The organism is Arthrobacter ipis (genome assembly GCF_014694315.1).
GTDB lineage: Bacteria > Actinomycetota > Actinomycetes > Actinomycetales > Micrococcaceae > Arthrobacter > Arthrobacter ipis.
In genome coordinates this window covers 611,854-623,479 of record NZ_JAAOXD010000001.1, presented here as the reverse complement: position 1 = coordinate 623,479, position 11,626 = coordinate 611,854, and the positions used below count along the sequence as shown (strand labels likewise).

Sequence of the window (11,626 nt, the reverse complement as noted above, 5' to 3'; positions counted from 1 at the left end):
TGTAATGCTGGACAAGGAGCCCGCCGGCAACGGTCCGGCGTGCCCGCAAGCACTGCTCATTCGAAGGGATCGCCAGCATCAGTCAGCCAGGAACTCCGGGCCGGAAAGTACCGCGGATGCGCTCCGTGCTGCTGTCCGCGCTGCTCCCGGCTGCCCTGCTGCTGTCCGGATGCATTGCCGATCCCGATCCTGCGGTGACATCCGCCAACTCTCCGACCTCCTCGTCCCGCCGGGCCGCCGGCACGGACGGCGTTCCGACTACCAGCGCGCCGCTGGAAACAACGCAGTCCTCGAACAAGGCGCCCGTTTACTGGATCGGGCGAAGCAACAGCAACGTCTTCCTGTACCGCGAGTTCCGCGACGTTCCGGACGATGAGAACCCGATCACGCGCGCCCTGCGGGCCATGATGTCGGAGACGCCGCTGGATCCGGACTACTTCACGCCGTGGCAGAACCCCAAGAACCTCGCGACGTCGATCTCGGGCACCAATGTCATTACCGTGGACGTTTCCGCGGATGCCTTCAACAGCAACCTCGACGCTGACATGGCCCAGCGGGCCATCCAGCAACTGGTCTACACCGCGACGGCCGCCGGGGCCAGCTCGGGCCTGATCGACTCCGGCCAGCAGATCGAAGTGGTGATCCTGGTGGACGGGCACACCGATTACCTGGCGTTCAAACATGTGAAGCTCGGTGCCCCCACGTCCCGCAGCGTCGGAATGGTGGCACCGGTGTGGATCATCGATCCGCAGCAGGGCACCGAAGTCGGCGACGGACGGGTCAAGATCGCCGGACGAAGCACCGTCCCCAACGGCAAACTCCACTGGCGAATCCTCAAGGTCCAGGACAACGGCGACAAGGAAAGCTACCTGACCGGGGAAGCCACGGCCGCAGCGGATCCCGCCGCGTCCGGGGTCTTCGGCATCACCGTGAACCTTGCGCCCGGCAACTACGAGGTGCGCGTCTCCCAGAGCGGCCCGGGTAAGCCCGAGGACGAACTCAACGTGGACTCACGGGGGTTCACTGTTCGCTAGCGGTCCCGTCAGCGAACCGTTCGGTGGCTGAAGTTACCTGCAGCCTGGACTCACCAGCGGCCTGGATTTACCATCCGTATGGATTACCACCGGCCCAGGACGTCGCTGGCCACCACGACGCCGGCCGGTCCCGCCGTCGATGACCGCAGGACGTGCGGTCCCAGCAGCGCCGTGACCGCCCCGGCGCTGCACAGCCTGGTGACCTCGCGGGGGCTGATGCCCCCTTCGGGACCAACGATGAGGAGGACCTCGCCGGGGTCCGACGCCTCCTGACGCTCCTCCGACCACTTGCCCAGGACCCGCCGCAGCGGTGTCACCGCGTCTTCGTGCAGAATCACGGCAAGGCCGGCGTCCGCCACTTCCTTGGCCAGCGCCCGGGTGTCGACGGCGGGCCTCACCTCGGGAATCCAGGCGCGGCGCGCCTGCTTGGCGGCGGCCGTGACGGCGGACTGCCACTTGCCGTGCGCCTTTGCTGCCCGGTCACCCTTCCAGCGGACGATGGAGCGTTCCGACTGCCACGGAATTACTGCGTCGATGCCCAGCTCCGTGGCGGTTTCGATCGCCAATTCGTCCCGGTCACCTTTGGCAAGGGCCTGCACCAGAACGAGGCGGATATCCGGCCGCGGTTCCACACTGACGGAGGCGCATTCGACCGTCAGCTCGGCGGGGGCAGCTTCCGTCACGGTTCCGGTGATGCGCTTGCCGGCGCCGTCAGCCATGTCAACCTGCTCCCCCACCGCCAGGCGCTTCACGGTGACCGCGTGCCGGGCCTCGGCACCGTCCAGGACGAACAGCGAACCGGGAACAGTGCTGTCCAGCGCGCCGGCCGGGGTGAAGAATACGGGGTTGCTCACCGCTACAGGTTACCGAGGCGGTCCCGCAGCTTGGCGAAGACACCGCCGCCGGCCGCGAGCTTGCCCTCCGAGAACTGCTCACCGCGGAGCTTGGCCAGCTGCCGGAGCAGGTCCTCCTGGGCGGGGTCGAGCTTGGAAGGCGTTTCCACCTGCAGGTGGACCTTGAGGTCGCCGCGGCCGTAGCCGCGCAGGTGGGTGACGCCGAGGCCGCGCAGGGTGATGATCTCTCCGGACTGGGTGCCCGCCTTGACGTCGATCTCCTGCTTGCCGTCGAAGGTTTCCAGGTTCACTTCCGTGCCGAGGGCAGCGGCGGTCATGGGAATGTTCAGCGTCGCGTGGAGATCGTCGCCCTCGCGGACATATGTGGGGTCGTTGTTGACGCGGATTTCCACGTAGAGGTCGCCGGACGGTCCGCCCGCGGGGCCGGCCTCGCCTTGGCCGGAGAGCTGGATCCGCGTGCCGGTGGCCACACCGGCCGGGACCTTGATGGTCAGGGAGCGGCGGCTGCGGATGCGGCCCTGGCCGCTGCACTCGTTGCAGGGGTCCTTGATGACGGTGCCGAAGCCCTCGCACGAGCCGCAGGGAGCGGCGGTCATGACCTGGCCGAGGATGGAACGGACCGCCCGCTGCACCTGGCCACTGCCGCCGCAGATGTCGCAGCGTTCCGGGTGGCTGCCCTCGCGGCAGCAGGACCCTTCGCAGGTGGGGCAGGTGACGGCCGTGTCCACTTCCAGCTTCTTGTTGACGCCGAAGACGGCATCGCGCAGGTCGATCCGCACGCTGATGAGCGCGTCCTGGCCGCGGCGGACGCGGGACGCGGGGCCAGAGGTGCCGCCGGCGCCGAAGAAGGTGTCGAAGATGTCCTGGAACGCGAAGCCCTGGCCGGCATAACCGCCGCCGCCAAAGCCGTTGTCCGTCCCGTTCTCATTGCCGGTGGTGTCGTAGACCCTGCGCTTCTGCGGATCGGACAGCACCTCATAGGCGTGGGTAACGGCCTTGAACCGTTCGGCGGCGTCTTCCCCGGGGTTGACGTCCGGGTGAAGCGAGCGGGCCAGCTTTCGGTAGGCCTTTTTGATCTCCTCGCCGGTGGCTTCAGCGGAGACTCCAAGAACGTCGTAGTGGCTGCTCAAAGTTCGTATCTCTTCCTGGTTGTACTGCCTGTGGTCAAAGGATGTCCGGGGCGTGCGGTCACGGGCCCAGAATCCTCGAAAGGTAGCGGGCCACCGCGCGGACGGCGGCCATGGTGGTGGGATAGTCCATCCGGGTGGGGCCAAGGATACCCACCTTGGCGGTGGCGTCGGGGCCGTAGCCGGTGGCCACCACCGACGCCTCGGCCAGCCCGTCGTAGGGGTTTTCGCGGCCAATGCTGACGGCCACGCCGCGCGGATCCTGTGCCATGTCGCTCAGGAGCCGCAGCATTACCACCTGCTCCTCAAGGGCCTCAAGGACAGGCCCAATGCTGAGCGGGAAGTCCACGTTGGACCGCGCCAGGTTGGCCGTTCCGGCCAGGACCATGCGGTCTTCCCGGCTGTTGTGGGACAGGCCCTCCAGTCCCTTGCCCAGGGCCATGGCCACGGGGCGCTCGGCGGGCGTGCAGCCGGCCACGACGGCGGCCAGGTGCTGGGGCAGGATGGCCACCGGAGTTCCGGCCACACCAGTAAGGAACCGGGTGCGCAAAGCGGCAAGGGTGTCGTCTGACAGGTCCTGTCCGGCGTCGACGACGCGCTGGTCGACCTTGCCGGAATCGGCGATCAGCACGATCAGCACCTTCCGCGGCGCCAGCAGCACGAATTCGATGTGCCGGACCACGGCGCGGCTCAGGTGCGGGTACTGCACGACGGCGACCTGGTTGGTCAGCTGGGACAGGAGCCGCGCCGTCCGGTCCAGGACGTCGTCAAGGTCCTCTGACCCCTCGAGCAGGGTCTGAATGGCACGCTTCTCCGCCGGCGAGAGCGGCTTGACCGCCGAAATCTGGTCGACGAACAGGCGGTAACCCTTGTCCGTGGGAATCCTGCCTGCGCTGGTGTGCGGGGCCGTGATGAGGCCCTCGTCCTCCAGAGCCGCCATGTCGTTGCGGATGGTGGCGCTGGAGACTCCCAGATGGTGCCGCTCCACCAGAGCCTTGGAGCCGACCGGTTCGCGGGAATGGACATAGTCCTCCACGATGGCGCGCAGCACCTCAAGCTTCCGTGGTTCGCTCACAGTCCACCTCCTTTTGGCCGTTACCGCCCCGGCGTTAGTCCCGCCCGTAAACGCTGTGGTTAGCACTCGACATGCCTAAGTGCTAACAAGTCTAATATGAGTCGCCGCGTTGTTAGCATTGGTACCGCTCCGGGCGAAATTCCGGGCGCCTGTCCCCCGGTGGCATGCCCGCGGCCGGAGCGGCTCCTTCCTAGTGCAGAGCGGTGAACGAATGCAGTACCAGACCTGGGGCCCGCAGGACATGACAGCGCCGGCGAAGAAGAGCCTGCCCGAGGTACCCGTCGAGCGCGGCATGGTGCTCGAGGACGTCCAGTCCGGCTGGGTGGGCGCAGTGACCCGCGTGGAGAAATCCGGCGGCATGCACGTCGTGGCGCTCGAAGACCGCCGCGGAAAATCCCGGTCCTTCAAGCTTGGTTTCGGATTCCTCCTGGACGGCCAGCCGATCCGCCTGATGCCCCCGGCCCCCAAGGCGAAGCCCGCAGGATCGGGCACGGCCGGACGGACGGCCTCGGGTTCGGTGCGAGTGGAAGGGCAGCGCGCGCAGGTGGCCAAGGCCAGCCGGATCTGGGTTGAAGGCAAGCACGATGCAGAACTCGTGGAAAAAGTCTGGGGCGACGACCTCCGGGTGGAGGGCATCGTCGTCGAGCCCCTGCACGGCATCGATGACCTGACGGCGGCCGTCGCCTCCTTCCGCCCCGGCCCCGGCCGCAGGCTGGGCGTTCTGGTGGACCATCTGGTCCCAAATTCCAAGGAGTCCAGGATCGCCGACGCCGTAATGGCGTCCCCCGGTGCCGCCGGGAATGTACTGATCGTAGGCCACCCGTACGTCGACGTCTGGCAGGCGATCCGGCCCTCGGTGCTCGGCATTCCGCAGTGGCCCGTGGTGCCGCGCGGTACGGACTGGAAGACCGGTATCCTCACCGCTTTCGGCTGGCCGCACGAGACCAAGGAGGACGTCGGCCTCGGCTGGCAGAAGCTCCTCGGCGCCGTGCGCACCTACGCCGACCTTGAGCCCGCCCTGCTGGGCCGGGTGGAAGAGGTCATCGATTTCCTAACAGTGCCCTAATTTCGATCGCTACGCTCCCCTGGTTCGGCGTTGAGCCCGCGGTTGCCCCTACGGCCCGGTATCCTTGGTACGGCGGCACCGCACCGCGGCCCCGGCGCCAAGGCACTATCGCACCAACGCAAGCTTAAGGAAGACACCGTGGCACAAGACGCTCACGACCGCAGGGACCCACAGTCCGGCCAGGACCTGCCCCAGTACCATGGCGTTCCGGCGAATGCGCTTCCGCTCACCGCCAGCGAGGACCGGCAGTGGGCCACCCTGGCGCACTTCGGCGGCATTCTCGGCTGTGTTCCGGCCCTGTTGATTTACCTCATCTTCCGCGACCGCGGTCCGTTCACCGCGCAGGAGTCCAAGGAAGCCCTCAACTTCACGTTGCCGCCGACGATTGCGGCCTTCGTGGCCAACCTGCTGGTGCTGCTTCCCGTCGTCGGCAATCTGTTCGCCGTCCTGGCCACACTCATCTGGATTGCGCTGACCTGCTTCGCAGTGTCCGCCGGTGTCCACGTCAACAAGGGCCAGCCGCACCGGTACCCGTACAACCTCCGCTGGATCAAGTAACCAGAGCTAAGTGGGCCCACGCCCGCAGGGTTCCCTGGCCGAGCTTGCGAGGTTAGGGTGCGGGCGGGGAGTTACAGCCCAATATCCTTGGCGGATTGGGCTGTAACTGACCTCGCGTTGCTTTGTCTGTTGTCGTGGCTAGTCCGGCAGGATCCTGCGGACCACGGCATCCGCCAGGAGGCGGCCCTTCAGCGTGAGAACCAGGCGGCCCTGGAAGGCGTCCTCGGGCACCACGAGGCCGTCCGCGATCAGTCCGGCCACGGCCTTCCTGCCAGCCGGCGACAGGGCAGCGGTCTCGAGCCCCGAGAAAAGCCGGGCTTCCAGCATGACCTTTTCGACGCCCCGGGTTTCGGCATCGAGCGTTTCCCGCCCTGCCGCCGGCGAGACGCCTGAGCCGAGCCGTCCGGCATAGGCGGTGGGGTGCTTGACGTTCCACCAGCGCACCCCGCCCATGTGCGAGTGCGCTCCCGGGCCGATGCCCCACCAGTCATCCCCGCGCCAGTAGGCGAGGTTGTGGCGGCACGCCTGCTCCGGCGTCGCGGACCAGTTGCTGACCTCGTACCAGTGCAGGCCGGCGTCGGTGATCATCTTATCGGCGAGTTCGTACTTGTCGGCATGGTCGTCGTCGTCGATTCCGGGAACTTCGCCGCGGCGGATCTGGGCGGCGAGCTTGGTGCCGTCCTCGATGATCAGCGCGTAGGCGCTGATGTGGTCCGGCTGGTACGACAGGGCGGTTTCGAGCGAAAAGCGCCAGTCCTCGAGGGACTCCCCCGGCGTTCCGTAGATCAGGTCCAGGCTGACGGCGAGCCCGGCGTCGCGCGCCCACTGCACCACGAGCGGAACACGGCTCGGCGTGTGGGTTCGGTCCAGGACCTTCAGCACGTGGGGCACGGCGGACTGCATGCCGAAGGACACCCGCGTGAAGCCTGCATCGGCAAGCAGCTGCAGGGATTCCGGCGTGACGGAGTCCGGGTTGGCCTCGGTGGTCACCTCGGCGCCGGGTTCGATCCCCCACGTGTCTATGGCGGCGCGAAGAATTCTGGCCAGGTCCTCTGCCGGCAGGAGCGTGGGCGTGCCGCCGCCGAAAAAGACGGTGCCCAGCTTCCGGGCGGGCAGCCCCGATTCCTTCAGGACCCGCGCGGCAAAGTCCACTTCCGAGATGGCGGTGGAGGCGTATGCGTCCTGGGACGCGCCGCCGCCGAGCTCGGTTGCGGTGTAGGTGTTGAAGTCGCAGTAACCGCAGCGCACGGCGCAGAACGGGATGTGCACGTAGAGCCCGAAGGCCCGGGCGGCCGCACCCTCCGCGGCCTGCTGCGGCAGCAGGCCGTCCGACGGTGCGGGGTCGCCCAGGGGAAGAACGCTAGGCATGGGTGCGGCCTCCGGAGGTTCCGGCCACGGTCGTCACTACTTCTTGGCCTTGTCCTTGGATTCGTCGGTAGTCAGGGCTGCGATGAAGGCTTCCTGCGGCACTTCCACGCGCCCCACCATCTTCATGCGCTTCTTGCCTTCCTTCTGCTTTTCCAGCAGTTTGCGCTTACGGGAGATGTCGCCGCCGTAGCACTTGGCGAGAACGTCCTTGCGGATGGCGCGGATGGACTCACGGGCGATGATCCGGGACCCGATGGCCGCCTGGATCGGCACTTCGAACTGCTGGCGCGGGATGAGCTCGCGCAGCTTGCCGGTCATCATCACACCGTAGGCGTAGGCCTTGTCCTTGTGGGTGATGGCGCTGAAGGCGTCCACCTGTTCGCCCTGGAGCAGGATGTCCACCTTGACCAGGTCGGCGACCTGTTCGCCGTCGGCCTTCCAGTCCAGCGAGGCGTAGCCGCGCGTCTTGGATTTGAGCAGGTCGAAGAAGTCGAAGACGATCTCGGCCAGCGGCATCCAGTACCGCAGTTCCACCCGGTCCTCGGACAGGTAGTCCATGCCGCGCATGACGCCGCGGCGGCCCTGGCAGAGCTCCATGATGGCGCCGACGAACTCGTTGGGGGCGAGGATTGTCGCGGCCACCATGGGTTCGCGGACCTCGTTGATCTTCCCTGAGGGGAACTCGCTGGGGTTCGTCACAGTGATCACGTTCTTGTCCTCGAGCGTGACCTCGTAGACCACGTTGGGCGCCGTGGAGATCAGGTCCAGGTTGAATTCGCGTTCAAGGCGTTCACGGACAATCTCCAGGTGCAGAAGACCGAGGAAGCCCACGCGGAAGCCGAAGCCGAGGGCCGCGGAGGTTTCCGGTTCGTAGATCAGGGCTGCGTCGTTGAGCTTGAGCTTGTCCAGCGCGTCGCGCAGTACCGGGTAGTCGGTGCCGTCGAGGGGGTAGAGGCCCGAGAACACCATCGGCTTGGGATCCGCGTAGCCGCTCAGTGATTCCGACGCGGGCTTGGCGAGATTGGTGACGGTGTCGCCCACCTTCGACTGGCGGACGTCCTTCACTCCGGTGATGAGGTAGCCCACCTCGCCGACGCCGAGGCCCTTGGAGGGCGTCGGCTCCGGGGAGCTGACGCCGATTTCCAGGAGCTCGTGGCTGGCCTTGGTGGACATCATCTGGATGCGCTCACGCGGGTGCAGCATGCCGTCCACCACACGGACGTAAGTGACCACGCCGCGGTAGGTGTCGTAGACGGAGTCGAAGATCATGGCCCGGGCAGGTGCGTCCGGGTCGCCGACGGGTGCGGGCAGGTCGCGCACGATCTTGTCCAGCAGCGCCTCGACGCCCACGCCGGTCTTGCCGGAGACCAGCAGCACGTCCTCAGGATCGCCGCCGATCAGGCTGGCCAGTTCGGCGGCGTACTTCTCCGGCTGGGCGGCCGGCAGGTCGATCTTGTTCAGGACCGGGATGATGGTGAGATCGTTTTCCATCGCCAGGTACAGGTTGGCCAGCGTCTGGGCCTCGATGCCCTGCGCGGCGTCCACCAGCAGAACCGCACCTTCGCAGGCGGCAAGGGAACGGGACACCTCGTAGGTGAAGTCCACGTGGCCCGGGGTGTCGATCATGTTCAGCGCGTAGTTCACACCGCCCAGTTCCCAGGGCATGCGGACAGCCTGGGACTTGATGGTGATGCCGCGCTCTCGCTCGATATCCATGCGGTCCAGATACTGGGCCTTCATGTCGCGGGACTGCACGACGCCGGTGAACTGCAGCATGCGGTCGGCCAGGGTGGACTTACCGTGGTCAATGTGCGCGATGATGCAGAAATTCCGAATGATGGCCGGATCTGTCGCGGCGGGCACCGGGGCGGTGCGGGCCATGGGAGACACGCAGGGTCCTTACTGTTGGCATTTCAGCGGCGTTGCTCAGGCTGAACTCCTGCCATCCTGCTGCCTGCCGCATATCTGAACCTCTAGTCTCCCACGTCCCGGGCGCTGGCAGTACATTTTGAGAGGCCTGCACACCCGGAGGTCCGGCGGCTCCGAAGGCCGAGGGTAGGGTGGCCCGCATGGCTTTGAACTTCTCCTCCATCGGCGGCGCCGTCCGTGCATCGCTCCGCTTCCTCGGCGTGCTGAGGCAACCGGCGGCCCGAACTGCGGCGCCCGCCCGGGGCAGGTCCGGAAACGCACCCCGGCCCCCGGCCGGCGTCACAGGTACCTACCCGGGCGACTTCACCGGTACGGCGACGCTGCAGTACTCCCCCTCCCCGGACGGGCGCCCGGACCCCGGCGAGATCGTGTGGACGTGGGTTCCCTTCGAAGAGGACCATTCGCGGGGCAAGGACCGGCCGGTTCTCCTGGTCGGCAGCCGCGGGAGGTATCTGCTGGGTCTGATGCTGACCAGCAAGGATCATGACGGCCACCCCCACGGCCGCCGTGACTACGTGGATATCGGCACAGGGACGTGGGACAGGCAGGGCCGCCCCAGCGAGGCCAAGCTGGACCGCGTCCTGCAGATCCATCCGGCCGACATCCGGCGCGAGGGGTCCGTGCTGGACCGGAAGAAGTTTAGGCTGGTGGCGGACGAGTTGCGTCGGCTGCACGGCTGGACATGACTGCGGCGCGCCGTCCGTACCCGGAATGGCCACACATGGCCCCGGCCTGCTAATATTTATAGCTGTGTGTCCGTGCAGGTCGACGGTCACTGATGGCTGGCCGCCATAGGTATCCCCACGCCGCTCAGTCAAGGCCAGCTTGAAAGCCCTCTAGACCATTTCCGCATTACAAAGAGAGTTCACACGTGGCAAATATCAAGTCCCAGAAGAAGCGCATCCTGACCAACGAGAAGGCTCGCCTGCGCAACAACGCAGTCAAGTCCGAGCTGAAGACGGCCATCCGCGCCGTCAACACCGCTGTTGAGTCCTCCGACAAGGAAGCTGCTACTACTGCGCTCGTTTCTGCCAGCCGTAAGCTGGACAAGGCTGTCAGCAAGGGTGTTCTGCACAAGAACAACGCTGCAAACCGCAAGTCGGCGATCTCCAAGAAGGTCAACGCACTCTAAGGTTTTCCAGTTCAACTGAACTGATGCTTGTGGCCGGCACCATTGGTGCCGGCCACTTCTCATTTAACTTCCGACGGCTTTAACCTCCGACGCTTAAACGTCCGACGGCGGCTTGAACGTCCCACGGCGGGACTCCCGACGGCGGACTCCGGACTCCGGCCCTCGGGCCGGCTGCCCGGGCTGCTGAGGCTGACCGCCCTGTCCGGACCACTTCTGTCCGGACCACTTCTGTTCGGACCACTTCTGTCTGGACCACTTCTGTCTGGACCACTTCTGTCTGGTACAACACTGTATGGATCAAGACTTATCTGGATCAAGGCTTGTTTGGATCAAGGCTTGTTTGGATCAAGACTCGTCTGGTTCAACACTGGCTTGACCAGCGACCGTACCCGTCACTGCGCCAGTTCGAGGGCGCGGCGCCCGGCGTGAGGACGTCGTTGAGCCAGTAGGTCTCGTCGGGATCCCAGCCCGCCAGTACTGTCCGCTCAAGCACTGCAACTGACGGTCCGGCGGATGGCCTTGCGGCAAAGGCGAGTCCGGCGGTGGTGAGGTATCCCCAGAGGGTGAGATGGACGCCGTCGTAGTTGGCAGCAACGGCAGACCAATCGGGAACCAACCAGGGACCGGCGATCCCTGTGGTCCGCCACCAGTCGTGGCGTTTGGAGAGGCTGACGTCCATTGGGTACCGCGCCGCCAGCCAGGTCCACGCCGCCGGGCCATCGATCTCATACACGCGGGAGTCCGGCCGCGTTAGGAGCGGCCAGACGGTGGCCTGCTTCCACCCAAGGCCGTCCTCGACGAGCAGGAGACCAGTGGCACCGAGTTCCGGCATGCTCCGGGTGGTCGTCAGCAGTTCGGATGGTCGCGGCGTGGACCACCACCAGCCGCCCCAGTTGGCGGCCGGGTTCTCTGGCCGTTTTGCAGCCTGGCGCTCGTCGGCGAGGGCGGCCGCCTTCCAATCGGCCAGCCTTCTGGCTGACCCGCGGAAATCCGGCGGCAGACCTATACGTTCGTCGGTCCACTGCACAAAGCACTGCCGGTCCCGGTCCAGGAACCCGGGACCCCACCATGCGGCAAGGGAGTCAGCCAAGGCATGGGCGACCAGGCCCAAAGCCAACCGGATGCCGGGCTGTGCGAGGAGGACGTCAGTTTCGTCAGGATGCTGCCAGTAACGCGCGGTGTCGACCGCCTCGGTGAGGCCAGCCAGCAGCACCTCGCCACCAGCTGATTCAGCGGCCGCTACGGATGCCGGGCCGCGGAGCGCCTCGGCCAGTTCGCGAGCAAGTCCATGATCCTGGGGATATTCCGCGGCTCTGGCAGCCAGGGTCCAAATTTCCGGGCGCGCTGCTGTGAGAACGCCGAGGCAGAACCGGCGCCCTCGCGGACCGCTCAACAGATCATCAGTCACAACCGCCCCCTTGTCCCCGAGCCTACAAGCTCGGCCCGAGCCTTCAAGCTGACCCGGGTCCACAAGCTGGCCGGG

11 protein-coding genes are annotated in these 11,626 nt (G+C 66.4%); 5 read left to right on the top strand and 6 right to left on the bottom strand.

What is annotated here, in order from left to right; translation table 11 throughout:
• Positions 1-116 precede the first annotated feature (116 nt).
• The gene (locus G9E11_RS02980) at positions 117-1,034 is read left to right on the top strand and encodes a GerMN domain-containing protein (protein ID WP_190602769.1); all 918 of its coding nucleotides are present in this window, start codon (positions 117-119) and stop codon (positions 1,032-1,034) included.
• 83 nt (positions 1,035-1,117) lie between these two features.
• Here the strand turns inward: G9E11_RS02980 and G9E11_RS02975 are convergent, their stop codons facing one another.
• Genes G9E11_RS02975 through hrcA form a run of 3 tightly spaced genes read right to left on the bottom strand, consistent with a single transcriptional unit; the run spans position 1,118 to position 4,090 of the window.
• The gene (locus G9E11_RS02975) at positions 1,118-1,888 is read right to left on the bottom strand and encodes a 16S rRNA (uracil(1498)-N(3))-methyltransferase (protein ID WP_190602767.1); all 771 of its coding nucleotides are present in this window, start codon (positions 1,886-1,888) and stop codon (positions 1,118-1,120) included.
• A gap of 2 nt (positions 1,889-1,890) precedes the next feature.
• Positions 1,891-3,018, bottom strand: a complete 1,128-nt coding sequence (gene dnaJ / locus G9E11_RS02970; RefSeq protein WP_190602765.1) for a molecular chaperone DnaJ — start codon at positions 3,016-3,018, stop codon at positions 1,891-1,893.
• Between the two features lie 58 nt (positions 3,019-3,076).
• Positions 3,077-4,090 (bottom strand): heat-inducible transcriptional repressor HrcA, encoded by a 1,014-nt coding sequence (gene hrcA, locus G9E11_RS02965; RefSeq protein WP_190602763.1) that lies wholly within the window; start codon positions 4,088-4,090, stop codon positions 3,077-3,079.
• A gap of 211 nt (positions 4,091-4,301) precedes the next feature.
• On the opposite strand from hrcA, the gene G9E11_RS02960 reads away from it, so the two are divergent.
• Both G9E11_RS02960 and G9E11_RS02955 read left to right on the top strand, forming a co-directional pair.
• Complete coding sequence (locus G9E11_RS02960) at positions 4,302-5,156, top strand: DUF3097 domain-containing protein (protein WP_190602762.1); 855 nt, start codon at positions 4,302-4,304, stop codon at positions 5,154-5,156.
• A 138-nt stretch (positions 5,157-5,294) separates the two neighbouring features.
• Positions 5,295-5,714: a DUF4870 domain-containing protein gene (locus tag G9E11_RS02955; RefSeq protein WP_190602759.1), complete on the top strand. Its 420-nt coding sequence runs from the start codon at positions 5,295-5,297 to the stop codon at positions 5,712-5,714.
• A gap of 138 nt (positions 5,715-5,852) precedes the next feature.
• Here G9E11_RS02955 and hemW read toward each other — a convergent pair whose 3' ends face one another.
• Both hemW and lepA read right to left on the bottom strand, forming a co-directional pair.
• A complete protein-coding gene (gene hemW, locus G9E11_RS02950; RefSeq protein ID WP_190602758.1) occupies positions 5,853-7,082 on the bottom strand; it encodes a radical SAM family heme chaperone HemW in 1,230 nt (409 codons plus the stop codon).
• Between the two features lie 36 nt (positions 7,083-7,118).
• Positions 7,119-8,972, bottom strand: coding sequence for a translation elongation factor 4 (gene lepA, locus G9E11_RS02945; protein WP_180987343.1), 1,854 nt, complete (start codon positions 8,970-8,972; stop codon positions 7,119-7,121).
• Positions 8,973-9,151: 179 nt separating this feature from the next.
• Between lepA and G9E11_RS02940 the strand changes: the two genes are divergently transcribed.
• Complete coding sequence (locus tag G9E11_RS02940) at positions 9,152-9,697, top strand: type II toxin-antitoxin system PemK/MazF family toxin (RefSeq protein ID WP_190602756.1); 546 nt, start codon at positions 9,152-9,154, stop codon at positions 9,695-9,697.
• A gap of 185 nt (positions 9,698-9,882) precedes the next feature.
• A complete protein-coding gene (gene rpsT, locus G9E11_RS02935) occupies positions 9,883-10,143 on the top strand; it encodes a 30S ribosomal protein S20 (RefSeq protein WP_003800822.1) in 261 nt (86 codons plus the stop codon).
• Between the two features lie 361 nt (positions 10,144-10,504).
• On the opposite strand, the gene G9E11_RS02930 is transcribed toward rpsT, so the two are convergent.
• Positions 10,505-11,551, bottom strand: a complete 1,047-nt coding sequence (locus G9E11_RS02930) for a hypothetical protein (RefSeq protein WP_190602754.1) — start codon at positions 11,549-11,551, stop codon at positions 10,505-10,507.
• Between the last annotated feature and the right edge of the window lie 75 nt (positions 11,552-11,626).